Origin of the sequence: Amycolatopsis sp. CA-128772, assembly GCF_002904295.1 — a bacterium.
In the GTDB taxonomy this organism is placed as follows: domain Bacteria; phylum Actinomycetota; class Actinomycetes; order Mycobacteriales; family Pseudonocardiaceae; genus Amycolatopsis.
The window spans coordinates 114,421-129,582 of sequence record NZ_PPHG01000080.1; the positions used below are offsets into that span (position 1 = coordinate 114,421).

Here is a 15,162-nt window from a genome sequence, read left to right on the forward strand (position 1 = left end):
ACGGGGTATGCGGGGGAGCGGACGGATGAGCAGGTGGCGGCGGGAGCTGCCGGTCCTTGCCGGGCTGGGCGAGGAGTGGAGGCAGGCCTTGACCGGCGCGGGCGTGCCGGCGGACTCGATCGGCATCGAGATCGAGCCGGCCGAGGAGCCGGCGCGGGACGCCTTGTGGAACTGGTGGATCTACTTTTCCCTCGGCGAGGTCGAGGTGGACGCGATGGTCGCCGACGGCCTGGACGAGCTGGTGTTCGAGGACGAGTCGGGGCGCTTCGAGGACGAGGTGACCCGGGCCGGGGTGGTGGCTTACCTCCTCAAGCGCGTAGGGCTGCTACCGCGCCGGCCGCGGACCCCGCGGCTCAAACCGCGAAGACCTGGGAATCGTCCGCGAAAGCCTTGAACTCCAGTGCATTGCCCGCCGGGTCGAGGAGGAACATCGTCCACTGCTCGCCCGGCTGGCCCTCGAAGCGGACGTACGGCTCGATCACGAACTGCGTGCCCGCCGTGCGCAGCCGCTCGGCCAGGGCGTGGAACTCCGGGATCGGGAGGATCAGGCCGAAGTGGGGGACCGGGACGTCGTGGCCGTCGACCGGGTTGTGGATGCGTTGCGGGCGGGCCGGGGCCAGGTGGGTCACGAACTGGTGGCCGTGCAGGTTCCAGTCGGTCCACGTTTCCGCGCTGCGGCCCTGGGGGAGGCCGAGGACTTCGCCGTAGAAGCGCCGGGCGGCGGGCAGGTCGTCCACCGGCATCGCCAGGTGGAAGCGGAGGATCGCGGTGGTCATCGAGGGTTCCCTTCGCCGAGACTTATGTCTGAATGTTAACATTAAGACATGAGTGCAGTGGAACCCGCGCGCCGTCGTGGGCTGGCCGACGAAGTGGCCGACCGGGTGCGGGAGGCCATCTTCGACGGCGTCTACGCTCTCGGCGGCCAGCTGCGCGAAGTCGAACTCGCCGAGGCGCTGGGCGTCAGCCGCGGGCCGGTGCGGGAGGCGCTGCTGCGGCTGGAACGGGAGGGCCTCGTCCGCAGCGAGTGGCACCGGGGCACCACCGTGACCGCACTGTCCGAAGAGGACGTCGCCGAGCTCGGCAGCCTGCGGGCGGCCCTCGACGGGCTCGCCGTCGGCCTGGTCGTCGAGCGTGCGCCGGACGCGGCCCTGGACGCGATCGACGACGTCGTGCGGCGCATGGAGCGGGCCGCCGACGAACACGAAATGGTGCGGTGCGACCTCGGTTTCCACGACGCCGTCTACGCCGCCGCCGGCCACCGGCGGCTGCGGGAAGCCTGGCAGGCCATCCGCTCGCAGGTGCACCTGTTCCTGCTGACGCGGATCGGCGTCGCCACCGACGGCTACCTCGCGGGCATCCCCGCCGAACACCGGGAACTCGCGGCCGCGCTGCGGGCCCGCGACCGGGAGACCGCCCTGAGCCTCTTCGCCGAGCACCGCCGCCAGGCCTTCGACGTCCTCAGTGGACGGACGGGCTAGCCACCGGCAGCACGATCGCCGACGCGCGGCCGGGGGCGTGGTGGACCTCCTGGTCCGCCGCGCGCAGCGTGACCGCGGTGGCGTGCGGCTCGCCGGTGCCGGGATTGCGGGCGTAGCGCGGGAAAGCGCCGCTGGAGACCTGCACGCGGATGCGGTGCCCGCGGCGGAACCGGTGCGCCGTCGGCCACATCCGGACCGTGACGGCGGCCGGCTCGCCGGCGTCGCGGAGGCTGGTCAGCCCGTCGCAGACGTTGAGCGAACGGCCGTCCGGGCCGACGTCGCAGAGCCGGACGAAGACGTCGGCGAACCGCAGGCTCGAACGGAAGCAGATCTCCGCGTGCACGTCCCCGATCACCTCGACGTCTTCGCCGAGCACGGCTGTGGTGTAGGTGAGGACGTCCGCGCGGGCCTCCAGGGCCACGTTGTCCACGCGGCCCGCGTCCGGGGCCATCCGCACGCCGCCGGCCGCCGGGGTCGGGTCCGCCGGGTCGTAGCGGTAGCGGTCCGGCTCGGACCCGCCGGGCGGGCCGAGGGCGAGCACGCCGTCCGCGTGCAGGTGGAACCGCTGCGGCGCATGGCCTTCCGGCGGCCACGAGGCGAAGTCGCGCCAGGTCTCCTCGCCCATGACGAACAGCCGGACCGGCGCCCGCTCCGGCGGTTGCTCGCCGCGGGCGTGCGCGAGCCCGAACTCCAGGGTTTCCCGCAGCGTCACGCCCGATCCGGCGAGCAGGTCGGCGCGCCCGGCGTGCGTCCACGGCCCGACCGTCAGCCGCGGCCGCCGGCCCGCCTCCTGCAGCGTCCGGAAGTCGCGCAGCTGACCGGGCAGGAAGATGTCGTACCAGCCGGCGATCGAGCTGACTCCGACGGTGACGTCCGCGACGCGCCGCCGGTGGCCGATCCCCGTCCAGCGCGGGTGGTTCTCCGGGTGCGCGAGGACGTCCTGGATGTAGTCGGAGCGGTGGCCGATCGCGACGACGTCGGCCTGGACGAGAGGGAGCGTTTCGAGCGCCTGCTTCAGCTTCTTCGCCTGGCTGCGCTGCCGGAACAACGCGAAGCGGCGCTCCTGGACCGCCACCTGGACGCCCCACCCGAACGGCGTCTCCAGCGAAAGGCCGTCCTCGCGTAGGAACTCCAGCGTCAGCCCGGACTCGGTGACCTGCGGGATCATCGCCTTGACCTGCGGCGGCAGGCGGTCGGCCACCGCCCACTGCACGTACTCCAGGTAGCTGGGGCCGACGAGCACGACCGCGTCGCCGGCCCACGGCTGCCGCACCAGCCAGTCCAGCGTCGCGGCGCCGTCCTCGCGCTCCTGCCGCAGCGGGTCGAAGACCCCGCCGGAGCCGAAGCCGCCGCGGGTGCTCTGGATCAGCACCTGGAAGCCGCGCTCGGCCAGGGGCCGCGCCAGGATCGCCCCGAAGGCGCCCCGAAGGCGCCCCGGCGGCGGTACGGCGTGCGCACCAGCGCCGTCGGAAGACCCTCCGGCCCCGCGCGCGGCGCCCACCGGTCGGCCAGCAGCTCGACGCCGTCGGGCATCGGGACCCGCAGGTCGCGCTGCACGACGAGGCGCCGGGTGACCGGCGCGGGCAGCTTCAGCAGGCGTTCGACGAGACGGCTGATCACCGGCGGGCCTCCTTCGTGATCATCGCGCCGACGACCGAGCGCATGCGCACCAGCCGGCCGGTGAACTCCTGCGGGTCGAGCGGATCCGGCCCGTCGACCACCCACGCGTTGACGACCGCGCCCGCACCACCGGTCAGGAAGGTGGCCAGGTCCTCGACGCCCTGCGCGTCCAGCCGGTCGCCGAACACGCGGCCGAGGTGCTGCCGGTTGATCGGCAGGAACAGGCCGGTCAGCGCCTTGTTCAGGGCGAACGCGGACGCCCCGGTCAGCAGGGCGCGGTAGAAGCGCCGGTGGGCGGCGAAGTGCCGGCCCAGCGCCAGTAGCGACGCGTCTTCGTCGCCGGAGAGGTCGGCGAGCAGCTCGCGCCGGACGAGGTCGAGCGCCGCCTCCAGCAGCAGCGCGTCGCGGTCGCCGAACTGCTGGTACAGCACCTGGCGGCTGACGTCCGCGGCCTCGGCGATCTCGGAGACGGTGACGGCCGTCGAGTCGCGTTCGGACACCAGCTCGACCGCGGCCCGCATCAACGCGGCGCGCGACCGGCGCACCCGCCGGTCCTTGGCGGGCGCTTCGGTCGTCCAGTCGAGCTCCACGGAGCTGATAATGAACAGCTGTCAAGAAAATGGCAAGTGTTCGGCAATTCGCCGCGTGCGAGGATGCGGCCATGTCTTCGACGATGCGGGCCTTCGTGCTCACCGGTCCGCGGGAGGGCTCGGTGCAGGAGGTGCCCGTCCCGCGGGCGACCGCGGGCGAGGTCGTCGTCGACGTCGAGCGGGCCGGGGTGTGCGGCACCGACGTCGAGTTCTTCACCGGCGAGATGGCCTACCTGCACCAGGGGCACGCGGCGTACCCGATGCGGCTGGGCCACGAGTGGGCGGGCACGGTCTCCGCGGTCGGCGACGGCGTGGACCCCGCCTGGCTCGGGCGGCGGGTCATGGGCGACACCATGCTCGGCGACCGGACGTGCCGCCGCTGCCGCCGGGGCCACCAGCACACCTGCGAGAACCGCCAGGAGGTCGGCATCCGCGGCGGCCGGGCCGGCGCGCTCGCGGAGCGCCTCGCGGTGCCCGCGTGGTCGCTGCACGCGCTGCCCGGCAGTGTCGACGCGGAACTCGGCGCGCTGGTCGAACCGGGCGGCAACGCCCTGCGCGCGGCCCGCGCGGCCGGCACCGGCGCCGGTGACCGGGCGCTGGTCCTCGGGCCGGGGACCATCGGCCTGCTCACGGCCCTGTTCCTGCGGGCGGCGGGCGCCGAGGTGCACGTCATGGGCGTGGCCGACGGCGCGTTCGCCCGCAGCCTGGGGTTCGCGCACGTCTGGACCCGCGCCACCCTCCCGGACCTGCCCTTCGACGCGGTCGTCGACGCCACCGGCGCGCCCGGTTCGCCCGCGCTGGCGGTGGAGCTCGTGGAGCCGGCGGGCCGCGTCGTCCACATCGGGCTCTCCGGCCGGCCCAGCCTCCTCGACACGCGCGAGCTGGTGCTGAAGGACGTCACCGCGGTCGGGGTGCTGTCCGCTTCACCCGGCCTGGCCGACACGATCGCCGCGTACGCGAGCGGAGCGGTCGACCCGCGGCCGCTGGTGGCGGCGACCGTCGGCCTCGACCGGACCGGCGCGGTGCTCGCGGGGGAGCGGATCGGCGGCGCCGGGCCCAAGGTGCACATCGACCCGCGGCGCTGACCGGTCAGCCCGGGAGGGGCGAGGCGAGGGTCGTGGGGCGGTTGCGGCCGCGCAGGGTGACCTCCCCGGTCGCCGCCCAGCGGGCCGCTTCGTCCGCGGCCGCGGACGCCACGACCGTCCACGAGGCGAGCAGGCGGCCGGGCGCGTTCTTCGCCAGCTCGGTCAGCCGCGCGGCTTCGTTGACCGGGTCGCCGATCACCGTGTACTCGAACCGGCGCGGGTCGCCGACGTTGCCCGCGACCGCGGCGCCGGTCGCCACGCCGATGCCGGCCGGGCCGTCCGGCACCTCGGCGGCCAGCCGGCGGGCGATGGCGCGGCCGGCGGCCAGCGCGCAGGTGGCGTGGCCGTCGAGCGGTGCCGGCGCGCCGAAGACGGCCAGCGCGGCGTCGCCGACGAACTTGTTGACCAGCCCGTGGTGCCGGTCGACCTCGTCGACCACCACCGCGAAGAACCGGTTGAGCAGGCCGACGACCTCCTCCGGCGGCCGGCTCGCGGCCAGCGCCGTCGATCCGACGAGGTCGACGAACAGCACCGACACCGTGCGGACCGTCCCACCCAGCTCGGACGTGCGCATGGCCTCGACCGCGACGTCGTGGCCGACGTGCCGGCCGAACAGTTCGCGCAGCTGCTCCCGCTCGGCCAGCCCGGCCGCCATCCCGTTGAACCCGGCCTGCAGCAGGCCGAGCTCGGACCCGTCGTAGACCGGGATCCGGGCGGCGAAGTCGCCGGCCCGGACGCGGTCCAGCGCGTGCCGCACCGACGAGATCGGGTTCACCACCGCGCGGGCGGTGAACACCGTGACCAGCAGGCCGAAGCACAGCACGACCAGCCCGAGCGCGATGACCGACACGGCGAGCCTCGTCGGAGAGACGTCGCCGCGCACCCAGGCCAGCACCGCGGCGAGCACCAGCCCGGCCACCGGCACGCCGGTGCCCAGGCACCAGAACAGCAGCATCCGCAGGTTGACGCCGCCGGTCACCGGGCGCGGCGGCGTCGTGCCGGCCAGGGCCAGCGCCGCGTACGGCCGTAGCGCGAATTCGCCGAAGAGGTAAGCGATCGCGCAGACGACGACGGCAGCGAAGGCGACCACGAGGAACTCGGTGAGCACCACCCTCGGCTGCACGAGCGCCGCGAGCCCGCCGAAGAGCAGCGTCGCGATGCCCCAGAGCACGGCCTGGACGTAGGTCAGGCGCAGCGGGACACGCAGGCTGGCCGTCCGCTCGGCGTCGGTCGGGCGGCGGCCCTCGGCGGCCCAGCGCAGCGTGCGGAGGGCGCCGCGGGTGCCCCAGAGCGTGCCGGCGACGACCGCCGAAACGACGTACACGGGTACTGCGACCGCGGTGACGCGGACCAGGTCGCCGGACATCCCGGGGGCCGGCATGAGCAGCGCCGCCAGCCCCACGACGACCAGCGCGCCGATCACGTTGGTGGCGATCAAAGCCGCCGTGAGCAGCCCTTGGACGCGCCGGCGCAGCACGGCGACGTCCTGGTCCAGCGGGCCGAGCAGGCCGGAACCGAACGGTCCCGCGGAGGAGTCACCGGAGGTCACGGGCTGAGTGTACAGTTGTTCACCGAACTCCTCGCAGACGGCTGCCGAAGTATGTGTTACGGTTGGTAACAGTGAACTTCGGTAACACCTGACGAGGAGGTCGGTCATGACGAGCACCGGTGAATCCGGCGTGTCGGACCGGGAGATCGTGGCGCGGCGGCTGCTCGACTCGTCGGAGCAGCTGTCGTACGACCCGGTCAAGGAGGTCGACTGGGAGACGCCGCTGGACACGGATTACCACGGCGCCAGCCCGGAGTGGAGCACGCTCTACGGCACCTCCTACTGGGCCGACCTGACGCCCGGGCAGCAGCGCGAGCTCACCCGCCAGGAGGCGGCGTCGGTCGCGAGCACCGGGATCTGGTTCGAAATGATCCTGCAGCAGATGGTGCTGCGCGACTTCTACGCCAAGGACCCGACCGATCCGGCGTTCCAGTGGGCGCTGACCGAGATCGCCGACGAGTGCCGCCACTCGATCATGTTCGCCCGCGGCGCGGCGAAGCTGCGCGCGCCCGCCTACCGGCCGCGGCGGTTCGTCGTCGAACTGGGCCGCGTCTTCAAGGCCACCGCGACCGGGGAGGCCGCCTACGCGGCGATCCTCGTCGCCGAAGAGGTCCTCGACGTCATGCAGCGCGACTGGATGCGCGACGAGCGGGTGGTCCCGTTCGTGCGCACCATCAACAACATCCACGTCGTGGAGGAGTCGCGGCACATGAAGTTCGCCCGCGAGGAGACGCGCGAGCGGCTGAAGGGCGCCGGCTGGCTGCGGCGGCAGGTCAACGGCCTGGTCGTCGCGATCGCGTCGTACTTCATCGTCACGAGCATGGTGAACGCGAAGGTGTACGAGAACGCGGGCCTGGACGGGAAGCGGGCGCGGCGCGAGGCGAAGGCGAACGAGCACCACAAGTCGATGCTGCGCTCGAGCTGCTCCGGGCTGATGGAGTTCCTGCACTCGGCGGGCCTGCTGACCAAGCCGTCCCTCTGGTTCTACAAGCGCGCGAGCCTGATCTGAGATGGCCTTCGCGATCACCCAGACCTGCTGCGCCGACGCGACCTGCGTGTCGGTGTGCCCGGTCAACTGCATCCACCCGACGCCGGACGAGCCGGATTTCGGGCGCACGGAGATGCTCTACATCGACCCGGCCACCTGCATCGACTGCGGCGCGTGCGCCGACGCCTGCCCGGTCGACGCGATCTTCCCGGCCGGCGACCTGACCGGGCCGCTGCGGGTGTACGAGGAGCTCAACGCGGAGTACTACGCGGGCCGGGACGTGCTGGCCGAGGTGTCGGCCGCGCCGAACTTCCACCGGTGGGCGCCGCCGTCGTTCGAGCGTGTGCTGCCGAGCGACTTCGCGCCCCTGGACGTCGCCGTCGTGGGCACCGGGCCGGCCGGGATGTACGCGGCGGAGGACCTGCTGCTGCACACGAACGCCCGGGTGACGCTGGTCGACCGCCTGCCGGTGGCCGGCGGCCTGATCCGCTACGGCGTCGCGCCGGACCACCCGTCGACGAAGAAGATCGGCGAAACGTTCGCCCGGTTCCACGACCACCCGCGGCTGCGCCTGCGCCTCGGTGTCCCGGCCGGTGCGGAGCTGGCGGAGAAGCACGACGCGGTGATCTTCGCGGTCGGGGCGACCGGCGCCCGGCGGCTCGGCGTGCCGGGCGAGGACCTGCCGGGGAGCCTGCCGGCGGCGACGGTCGTCGGCTGGTACAACGGCCACCCGGCCATCGAGCCGGACGCCGTGGACCTCTCGGCCGAGCGGGTGGTCGTGGTGGGCACCGGCAACGTGGCCCTCGACATCGCCCGCATCCTGACGGCGGACCCGGAGGAGCTGGCCCGGACGTCGATCGCCCCGGAAGCACTGGCGCGGCTGCGGTCGGCCAAGGTGCGCGAGGTGGTGCTGCTGGCCCGCCGCGGCCCGGAAACGGCGGCGTACACGCGTTCGGAGCTGCTGGCCCTGGCGGCCCGCGGCACCCTGGTGGTGGACACGCACGACCCGCGCACCGCCTCGGCGATCGACGAGGGGGCGGGCAACGCGGGGTGGCTGCAGGGGGTGCCGCGCGAGCGGGTCGACTGGGCGGAGCCGCCCCCGGACGGCCGCCGCATCGTGCTGCGGTTCCATTCGGCCCCGGCGGAGTTCCGCGGCGACACGGAGATCCGCGCGGTGCTGGCGTCGGACGCGGCGGGCGAGGTCGAGATCCCGGCGGGCCGGGTGGTCCGGGCGGCGGGGTTCCGCGGGACACCGGTGCCGGGCCTGCCGTTCGACGAGGAGACGGGCACGGTGCCGAACACGGCGGGCCGGGTGCCCGGGCACCCGGGGGTGTACGTGGCGGGGTGGATCAAGCGCGGGCCCTCCGGCGGCATCGGAGCGAACAAGGCGTGCGCCCGCGAAACGGTGGGGGCCCTGCTGGAGGACGCGGTGGCGGGACGCTTGCCGCTGCGGCGCCGGGGAATGGCGGCGAGGCTACGCGGGCGCGCCTGAGTTGCTCGCGAAGCTTTGCGCACCAACGCTTCCGGCCGCGGTCGGGTTTGCGCCGGCGCGGCTGCAGTGCCGGAGGTTGCGCGGCGCTCGCGAAACCTCTGCGCACCAACGCTTCCCGGTAGTCAAGGCCCGGCACTTTCCTCGGAAAGTGCCGGGCCTTCGCCTATCCCGCCGACCGGCACCAGTGCGGGCCGACCGTCCAGCCGAGCAGTCGCCGGCCCGGGCTGTCCGGTACGGAACCATCCTCCGTGAACCGCCCGCCGGCCACCACGTGGGCCAGACCCGCCACCGCCGGGGCGAACCGGCTCTCCGGTTCCACCAGCTCGCGCAGCCGGTCCACCGCCGCCCGCTGCTGCTCCTCGGTGCAGAAGCTCAGGTAGAAGATCCCCTGGCGCCAGGCGTAGGCGATGTTCTTGAGCAGCTGCCACTCCGTGTACGGGTCGGCCGTGCGCACCGCCAGCCGCCGCACCACCCAGGCGAACGTCCGCTCGGCCAGCTCCGGGGCCGCCTCGCGGAGGCGGCCGCGCAGGCCCAGCGTCTCCACCAGAACCGCCAGGTTGTGCGTCGTCAGGATCTGGCTCTGCTCGATCACCATGCCGTTGCCCGCCACCGACCACCCGCGGCGGCCCGCCCGCGCCCGGCACAGCTCCGCGAAGTCGTCGGCCGTGCGCCGGCGCAGGCCCCAGCGGGGGCGCGGCGGCTCCTCCCACGCAGCCGGCAGGTCGTAGTACCGGGCGTACACCGTGCCGGCCATGACCCGGCTGGTGATCTCCGCCGCCGTGCGCCACTTCGCGGTGAACGTGCCCGCGAAGATGTCCGCCGCCAGTTCCTCCAGCAACGGCATCGGCCGGCCCGCCTGCTTCGCCAGCGCGCCGAGCTCGCGCACCAGCGTGTTCGGCAGGATCGCCTGCGGGAACGAGCCGAGCGCCAGCAGGACCGTCTGCGTCAACGTCTGCCGCGCGGCGGCGTCCGGCCGCCGCTTCCGGAACGGCTCGAGCGCGGCGATCCACGGCAGCTCCTCGAACCGCACCTGGTGCGCCAGGTCGAGCAGCAGCAGCCCACGACGACGGCGGAAGGCCGCGTACGTCTGCGCGTACAACGCCGCCAGCTCCTCGTCCTCGACGTTCGCCGCCATCAGCTGCGCGGTGATCTGCGGCAGCACGGTCGCCAGGACGTCGCCCGACGTGATGATGCCGCGCTCGACCAGCTCCTCGATCGGGGCCTCCAGCGCCCGGGCCGCCTTCGCGACCAGGTGCGGCGGAAGCTCCGGCGGGATCGGGTCCAGCGACGGGAGGCCGCCGTCGGCCGGGTAGGCGTCGAGCCGCCCGGCCAGAACGGCCGCGAGCTCCGCGTGCGTCGGGCGCGCGGCCACCGCCGCCTGCACGCTCCGCAGCGCCGCCCGCCGCTCCGAACCCGGCTCGCCGTGCTTGGTGACCGTGTTGGCCAGGGCACGGCGGAGCCAGCCGACGTCGCGGCCGGTGAGGGCCGCGCTGTCGTGCTCGCAGGCCAGCAGCGCGCGGTGCAGCCGGGCGAAGTTGCCCTTCGGGTGCGTGTGGGCGCTCGACGTCGTGTGCCGCGCGCTCGCCGTCGCGTAGTCCGCGAGCCACTGCGCGCGCCGCGCCGTCCAGCCGGCCGGCCAGGTGCGGCACGGCCAGCCGCCGGTGACGCCCGTTCCGGTGAGCCGCGGCAGTTCGCCGTCGACCGTTTCCGCCCAGAGGGCGACCAGCCGGTCGAACAGCGGGTGCCACACCCGCAGCGTCTCGAGCATCGCCGCGATCGCGGGCCGGGTGGTCGCCGACCGCAGGGTTTCGCGGACCTCGCCGACCGTGCTCAGCCGCACCAGCGCGCCGGCCGGCCGCGGTGCCGCGCCGGGCAGCGGGGCCAGGCGCAGGCGGTGCAGCAGCGGCCGCAGCTCGGCCAGCAGATCGAGCGCCGCTTCGGCGTGCCCGTGGCCGAGCAGCCAGGCGACGACCGGCAGCGCGGCGTCCTCCGGGAACTCGATGCGGTAGGACTCGGTGGCCAGTGCGGCCCGCAGGGCGGCGAGACCGGCGTCGGTGAGGTACCAGAAGTTCAGCCGCTCACGGTCGGCGCGGCCCGGCGCCAGGGCGAGCTCCTCCGGGCGCGGCGGGACCTCGGCGAGGTACCGGCCGGTGGCGAACCCGCCGTGCGCGACCTCCAGGGTCACCCACGCCGGGGTGTCCGCGACCGGGGTCCGCGAGCCGATCTCCAGCGTCCCGCCGGCCATGCCGGCGAGCACTTCCCGCCACCGCCCGGCCTTCGCCCGGGCGCGGCGGCGGACCGCCGCGTCCTTTGTGGACGCCGCCGTGCGCAGGGCCCGTTCGAGCTGCCCGTAGGCGTAGCCGGGCGACACCTCCTGTGTCATGTGGACTCCCCCTGGTGAAGAACGAGACTTGGAGGCAGGGTTCGAACCTGCGCCTTCCCGGAGACAGCCGGGTGTTCTGCCTGCTGAACTACTCCAAGCTGCGGGGGACATGGAGGCGGGACTCGAACCCGCGCCCTCCCGGTCCCGAGCCGGGCGATCTGCCGCTGATCCACTCCATGCGATTTCCCGCGGCATCAGGATAATCCGCCGCGGGGCACCGGCGCGACCGGGTTTTCAGGCGAGCACCGGCGTGGCCGCGGCGAAGGCGTCCGCGGCCGCCAGGTCGAACTCGCCGTGGTCGCTGCCGAGGCCCTGCGCCACCAGGCCCGCGACCGCGCAGCCGAGCACGGCGGCCTCCCGCGGGGACCGGCCCAGCCCGGTGCCGCGCAGGAAGCCGGCCGAAAACGCGTCGCCGCAGCCGGTCGTGTCGAGGACCGGGACCGCGAACGCCGGCACGGCGATCGTCTCGTCCGCCGTCACCACCAGGGCGCCGCGTGCTTCCCGCGTGACCGCGACGCAGCCGACGCCGCGGGCGAGCAGCGCCCGGGCGCCGTCTTCGAGGGTGGCGGCGCCGGTCAGGCCGAGCACCTGCTCCTCGTTGGGCAGCAGGTAGTCCAAAGAGGACAGGGCAGGCGCCAGCCAGGCGAGCACCCCGGGGTCGCCCGGGGCGAGCAGGTCGGCGGAGGTGACCACGCCGGCCGCGCGCGCCGGCGCCAGGATCGCCGCCGCCTTCTCACCACCCATCAGCTCCGGGCCGCCCAGGTGCAGGTGGGTCGCGCGGGCGAGCTCGGCGTGCGGGGCGTCCGACGGCTCGTAGGTGAGGTTCGCGCCCGGCACGTGGAAGGCGGGCCGGCTGCCGTCGGAGCGGATCGGCAGCACCGACGCCGACGTCTGCACGCCCTCGCGGCGCAGCACCAGCGACGTGTCGACGCCGTGGCGGGCGAGCATGGCCAGCAGCAGGTCGCCGACCGGGTCGGCGCCGACGGCGCCCGCGGTGCGGACCACCGCACCCAGCTTCGCCAGCGTGACCGCGGTGCCGGCGGCCGTGCCGGCCGGCCCGAAGCGGATCTGCTCCACCAGCGCCGCGCCCTGGCCCGCCGGGATCGCGTCGACCGGCCGGACCTGCACGTCGAAAACGTGCGCCCCCAGGGTGACGACCGACTGCGTCATCGGCCGTACCCCCGGCGCACGGCCGCGGCGACGACGGCGTCCTGCTGCCCGCGGTCCAGTACCCGCGGCGCGCCGAGGGTCGCGGCCCGGACGTACAGGCCGCACGCCCACTCCAGCAGGAGCGCGTTGTCCACCGCGGCTTCGAGGGCCGGGCCGTGGGTGACCGCGCCGTGGTTGGCCAGCAGCGCGGCGGCCTTGCCCTCGAGCGCATCGAGGGTTGCGGTGGCCAGCTCCGTGGACCCGAAGACGGCGAACGGCGCCACCCGGATCGCGCCGCCCAAGGCGAGCTGCTGGTAGTGCACGCACGGCAGCTCGTCGAGCGCGCACGACACCGCGGTCGCCTGCGGCGCGTGCGTGTGCACCACCGCGCCCGCGCCGTAACGCCGGTAGATCCCCAGGTGCAGTTCCAGTTCCGAGGTCGGGGCGCGGTCGCCGGCGACGACGGTGCCGCCGGAGTCGACGACGACGACGTCGTCGGCCGTGGCCCGGCCCAGCACGACCCCGGTCGCGGTCACCGCCACGTGCTCGCCCACCCGGACGCTCACGTTGCCCGCGCTGCCGATGAGCAGGCCCTCGCCCGCGAGCCCGTGACAGGCCCGCGCCACCGACCGCCGCGCCTCGTCGAGCGCCGAACTCGCCGTTGTCATGCGCCGAGGCTAGGATAAACCCGAAACAAAGTCACGTTCAGGTTCGGGGAGCGGATGGCCGGAGGCGGGCTGCGACGGGTGCCGCGCCAGGCGCGTTCACGGGAGAAGCTGGCCAAGATCCTCGCGGCCGCCGATCGCCTGCTCGCCGAGGACGGCGTCGAAGCGCTGACGACGACCCGGGTCGCGGCCGAGGCCGGCGTCTCGGTGGGCGCGCTGTACCAGTACCTGCCGGACCGCGACGCGATCACCGAGGCGCTCGCCGGGCTCTACCTCGGCCGGCTGGAAACCCTGATGGAGTCGTTCGCCGAGCAGGCGGCGGGGGAGACCTGGGCCGACCCCGTCGGCCTGCTCGTCGACGCCTTCGCCGGGCTCTACCGCGCGGAACCCGGTTTCCGCGCGCTGTGGTCGGGCCGCGGCCTCACCGACGGCACCCGGGAAGCCGACCGCGCGCACAAGCGCGTGATGGCCACCGGGGTGCACCGGGTGCTGGTCGCGCAGCGCCTGCTGCGTGACGACTACGAGGCCGCGGTGGCCTGCCGGACGGCGTTCCTCGCCGCGGACGCGGTGATCCAGGAGGTGTTCCGCGGCGACGGTGCCCCGGAACTCCTGGAGCCGGTCAAGACGATGCTGCGGGCCTACCTGGCGCACCTGCCCCGGCCGTAGCGACCAGGAACTCCTCGCCCGGGACGACGCGGAGCCCGTCGGTCCGGTCCGCGAAGTAGCGCGCGTCCAGCTCGGCCGCCGGCACGTGGACGGCGTCGCGGAACCCGGCTTCGCGGGCCAGCGCCAGCATTTCCGCGGGGGTGAACGTGCTGACGAACGGCGTGCCCGCCGCCCGCGCCCGGTCCGCGGTGGCGCGGTGCCGCGCGCCTTCGTCCTCGTCGAGCAGCCCGGCCGGGAGCAGGAACGTCATGGCCAGCACGGACCCCGGGGCGAAGCCGGCGATCCGGCGCAGCGTGGCCGCGTTGGCCTCCTTCGTGAGGTACATGCTGACGCCGGTGGAGGCGACGACCGCCGGCTCGTCCGGGGCGAAACCCGCGGCCACGAGCCGCTCCCACCACGACGTCGTCTCGAAGTCGACCGGCACCAGGTGCAGCCGGTCCGGGACGCCGAGGCCGAGTTCGGCCAGGCGCCGGCGTTTCCACTCCTGCGGGCCCGGCCGGTCGACCTCGAACACCCGCAGCCGGCCGGCGATGTCCGGACGGCGCTGGGCGAAGGTGTCGAGCCCGGCCCCGAGGATCACGTACTGGCCGGCACCCCGGGCGGCCTGCTCGGCGACCAGGTCCTCGACGAACCGCGCCCGCGCGACCATGCCCGCCCGGTAGCGCCCGGCGGTCGCCGGGTCCATGTCGTCGCGGCGCCGCCAGTCCGCGCCCGGCCCGGCCAGCCGCAGGCCGAGCTCGTCGGTGAACACGTGCGGCGGCGGATCGACCTCGACGTGCAGCGCCCGCCACAGGGCGGTCCGCACCGCCGTGCTGTCCGGCGCGGCCACGTCAGGCCTTTCCGGGTGCCGACAGCGTCCACGTCCGCCCGTCGGGGTCGCGGACGGTCATTTCCCGGGTCCCGTATTGGGTTTCCTCGAATGGGGTGACGACCTCGACGATGTCGCCGGCCCGGAACGCGTCCCCGTCCGACACCTTGAACACGACCTGCGTCCGCGGTTCCCGGCTTTCGGGCACCTCGGCGACGAACAGCCAGGGGCTGTCGCCGTTGCGCAGCTGCCCGGAGTTGTGGTCGGTCGCGAACTCGACCTCGTACCCCAGGGCCTGGAAGAACTTGGCCGTCTTGCCCCAGTTGTGCGTCTCCAGGTAGATGGCCTCGACGCCGTCGGTCGTCATGTCAGTGCTCCTCTTCGGGATCGGTTTCGAGGTAGGCGCGCAGCGCGTCGGCGACGAGCGCCGAGAGCGACCGCTCGGTCTCGATGGCCCGGTGCTTGACCTGCCGGATCAGGCCGATCGGCAGGTACACGTTGAACTGCTTGACGTCGTCATCGCCCACGTGGCGAGGCTAGCATGCTAGCAAGCTAGGTAGACAAGTCCTGCCGTCCGGCCCGGACGCGGACCGGCCGGGCATGGAGTCACAGCGAAGTTCGCCCACTCCTCCGAGGCGAAGGCGGGCACGCCGGCCGCTCAGGCGGCGATCGTGCGGGCAGGGGTCAAC

General features: G+C 74.2%; 15 protein-coding genes, 2 tRNA genes and 1 pseudogene. 6 read left to right on the forward strand and 12 right to left on the reverse strand.

Going from position 1 to position 15,162, the window contains the following annotated elements:
- The first annotated feature begins 25 nt into the window (after window positions 1-25).
- A complete protein-coding gene (locus C2L59_RS33195) occupies window positions 26-394 on the forward strand; it encodes a hypothetical protein (protein WP_103353489.1) in 369 nt (122 codons plus the stop codon).
- Here the strand turns inward: C2L59_RS33195 and C2L59_RS33200 are convergent.
- The gene (locus C2L59_RS33200) at window positions 354-776 is read right to left on the reverse strand and encodes a VOC family protein (RefSeq protein ID WP_103353490.1); all 423 of its coding nucleotides are present in this window, start codon (window positions 774-776) and stop codon (window positions 354-356) included. The two genes, C2L59_RS33195 and C2L59_RS33200, sit on opposite strands and share 41 nt — an antisense overlap.
- 48 nt (window positions 777-824) lie before the next feature.
- Here C2L59_RS33200 and C2L59_RS33205 point away from each other — a divergent pair, with 48 nt between their 5' ends.
- Window positions 825-1,478: a GntR family transcriptional regulator gene (locus C2L59_RS33205; RefSeq protein ID WP_103353491.1), complete on the forward strand. Its 654-nt coding sequence runs from the start codon at window positions 825-827 to the stop codon at window positions 1,476-1,478.
- Here the strand turns inward: C2L59_RS33205 and C2L59_RS33210 are convergent.
- Both C2L59_RS33210 and C2L59_RS33215 read right to left on the reverse strand, forming a co-directional pair.
- Window positions 1,459-3,098 (reverse strand): annotated as a pseudogene (locus tag C2L59_RS33210) (CocE/NonD family hydrolase). The gene C2L59_RS33205 and the pseudogene C2L59_RS33210 overlap by 20 nt on opposite strands.
- The gene (locus C2L59_RS33215) at window positions 3,095-3,688 is read right to left on the reverse strand and encodes a TetR/AcrR family transcriptional regulator (protein WP_103353492.1); all 594 of its coding nucleotides are present in this window, start codon (window positions 3,686-3,688) and stop codon (window positions 3,095-3,097) included. The pseudogene C2L59_RS33210 and the gene C2L59_RS33215 overlap by 4 nt, the downstream one beginning before the upstream one ends.
- Window positions 3,689-3,759: 71 nt before the next feature.
- Between C2L59_RS33215 and C2L59_RS33220 the strand changes: the two genes are divergently transcribed.
- The gene (locus tag C2L59_RS33220) at window positions 3,760-4,773 is read left to right on the forward strand and encodes a zinc-binding dehydrogenase (RefSeq protein WP_103353493.1); all 1,014 of its coding nucleotides are present in this window, start codon (window positions 3,760-3,762) and stop codon (window positions 4,771-4,773) included.
- Window positions 4,774-4,777: 4 nt separating this feature from the next.
- Here C2L59_RS33220 and C2L59_RS33225 read toward each other — a convergent pair whose 3' ends face one another.
- Window positions 4,778-6,322 carry an adenylate/guanylate cyclase domain-containing protein gene (locus C2L59_RS33225; protein WP_103353494.1) on the reverse strand — a complete coding sequence of 515 codons (1,545 nt, stop codon included), beginning with the start codon at window positions 6,320-6,322 and terminating at the stop codon, window positions 4,778-4,780.
- Between the two features lie 106 nt (window positions 6,323-6,428).
- Between C2L59_RS33225 and C2L59_RS33230 the strand changes: the two genes are divergently transcribed.
- Together C2L59_RS33230 and C2L59_RS33235 are read left to right on the forward strand one after the other, a co-directional pair.
- Window positions 6,429-7,331 (forward strand): diiron oxygenase, encoded by a 903-nt coding sequence (locus C2L59_RS33230; RefSeq protein WP_103353495.1) that lies wholly within the window; start codon window positions 6,429-6,431, stop codon window positions 7,329-7,331.
- A gap of 1 nt (window position 7,332) precedes the next feature.
- The gene (locus C2L59_RS33235; protein WP_103353496.1) at window positions 7,333-8,802 is read left to right on the forward strand and encodes an FAD-dependent oxidoreductase; all 1,470 of its coding nucleotides are present in this window, start codon (window positions 7,333-7,335) and stop codon (window positions 8,800-8,802) included.
- A gap of 163 nt (window positions 8,803-8,965) precedes the next feature.
- Here C2L59_RS33235 and C2L59_RS33240 read toward each other — a convergent pair whose 3' ends face one another.
- The 5 genes from C2L59_RS33240 to C2L59_RS33260 all read right to left on the reverse strand — a co-directional run bounded on the left by C2L59_RS33240 (window position 8,966) and on the right by C2L59_RS33260 (window position 13,002).
- Window positions 8,966-11,185 (reverse strand): hypothetical protein, encoded by a 2,220-nt coding sequence (locus tag C2L59_RS33240; RefSeq protein ID WP_103353497.1) that lies wholly within the window; start codon window positions 11,183-11,185, stop codon window positions 8,966-8,968.
- Between the two features lie 26 nt (window positions 11,186-11,211).
- Window positions 11,212-11,283, reverse strand: a tRNA-OTHER gene (locus C2L59_RS33245).
- A gap of 9 nt (window positions 11,284-11,292) precedes the next feature.
- Window positions 11,293-11,364 (reverse strand) — tRNA-Pro (locus C2L59_RS33250).
- A gap of 55 nt (window positions 11,365-11,419) precedes the next feature.
- Complete coding sequence (locus C2L59_RS33255) at window positions 11,420-12,355, reverse strand: carbohydrate kinase family protein (RefSeq protein WP_103353498.1); 936 nt, start codon at window positions 12,353-12,355, stop codon at window positions 11,420-11,422.
- Window positions 12,352-13,002, reverse strand: coding sequence for a class II aldolase/adducin family protein (locus C2L59_RS33260; RefSeq protein WP_103353499.1), 651 nt, complete (start codon window positions 13,000-13,002; stop codon window positions 12,352-12,354). Before C2L59_RS33260 ends, C2L59_RS33255 begins: the two co-directional genes overlap by 4 nt.
- Window positions 13,003-13,056: 54 nt before the next feature.
- On the opposite strand from C2L59_RS33260, the gene C2L59_RS33265 reads away from it, so the two are divergent.
- The gene (locus C2L59_RS33265; protein WP_103353500.1) at window positions 13,057-13,665 is read left to right on the forward strand and encodes a TetR/AcrR family transcriptional regulator; all 609 of its coding nucleotides are present in this window, start codon (window positions 13,057-13,059) and stop codon (window positions 13,663-13,665) included.
- Here the strand turns inward: C2L59_RS33265 and C2L59_RS33270 are convergent.
- Genes C2L59_RS33270 through C2L59_RS33280 form a run of 3 tightly spaced genes read right to left on the reverse strand, consistent with a single transcriptional unit; the run spans window position 13,619 to window position 15,000 of the window.
- Window positions 13,619-14,494 carry a class I SAM-dependent methyltransferase gene (locus C2L59_RS33270; RefSeq protein WP_103353501.1) on the reverse strand — a complete coding sequence of 292 codons (876 nt, stop codon included), beginning with the start codon at window positions 14,492-14,494 and terminating at the stop codon, window positions 13,619-13,621. The two genes, C2L59_RS33265 and C2L59_RS33270, sit on opposite strands and share 47 nt — an antisense overlap.
- 1 nt (window position 14,495) lies before the next feature.
- The gene (locus C2L59_RS33275; protein WP_103353502.1) at window positions 14,496-14,840 is read right to left on the reverse strand and encodes a glyoxalase/bleomycin resistance/extradiol dioxygenase family protein; all 345 of its coding nucleotides are present in this window, start codon (window positions 14,838-14,840) and stop codon (window positions 14,496-14,498) included.
- Window position 14,841: 1 nt separating this feature from the next.
- Window positions 14,842-15,000 (reverse strand): ribbon-helix-helix protein, CopG family, encoded by a 159-nt coding sequence (locus tag C2L59_RS33280; protein WP_103353503.1) that lies wholly within the window; start codon window positions 14,998-15,000, stop codon window positions 14,842-14,844.
- Window positions 15,001-15,162 lie beyond the last annotated feature (162 nt).

Excerpts from the sequence above, each read along its gene's own strand:
- C2L59_RS33195 (WP_103353489.1), top strand. The coding sequence starts at position 26 with ATGAGCAGGTGGCGGCGGGAGCTGCCGGTCCTTGCCGGGCTGGGCGAG.
- C2L59_RS33200 (WP_103353490.1), bottom strand. The coding sequence starts at position 776 with ATGACCACCGCGATCCTCCGCTTCCACCTGGCGATGCCGGTGGACGAC.
- C2L59_RS33205 (WP_103353491.1), top strand. The coding sequence starts at position 825 with ATGAGTGCAGTGGAACCCGCGCGCCGTCGTGGGCTGGCCGACGAAGTG.
- C2L59_RS33220 (WP_103353493.1), top strand. The coding sequence starts at position 3,760 with ATGTCTTCGACGATGCGGGCCTTCGTGCTCACCGGTCCGCGGGAGGGC.
- C2L59_RS33230 (WP_103353495.1), top strand. The coding sequence starts at position 6,429 with ATGACGAGCACCGGTGAATCCGGCGTGTCGGACCGGGAGATCGTGGCG.
- C2L59_RS33235 (WP_103353496.1), top strand. The coding sequence starts at position 7,333 with ATGGCCTTCGCGATCACCCAGACCTGCTGCGCCGACGCGACCTGCGTG.
- C2L59_RS33240 (WP_103353497.1), bottom strand. The coding sequence starts at position 11,185 with ATGACACAGGAGGTGTCGCCCGGCTACGCCTACGGGCAGCTCGAACGG.
- C2L59_RS33255 (WP_103353498.1), bottom strand. The coding sequence starts at position 12,355 with ATGACGCAGTCGGTCGTCACCCTGGGGGCGCACGTTTTCGACGTGCAG.
- C2L59_RS33260 (WP_103353499.1), bottom strand. The coding sequence starts at position 13,002 with ATGACAACGGCGAGTTCGGCGCTCGACGAGGCGCGGCGGTCGGTGGCG.
- C2L59_RS33265 (WP_103353500.1), top strand. The coding sequence starts at position 13,057 with ATGGCCGGAGGCGGGCTGCGACGGGTGCCGCGCCAGGCGCGTTCACGG.
- C2L59_RS33275 (WP_103353502.1), bottom strand. The coding sequence starts at position 14,840 with ATGACGACCGACGGCGTCGAGGCCATCTACCTGGAGACGCACAACTGG.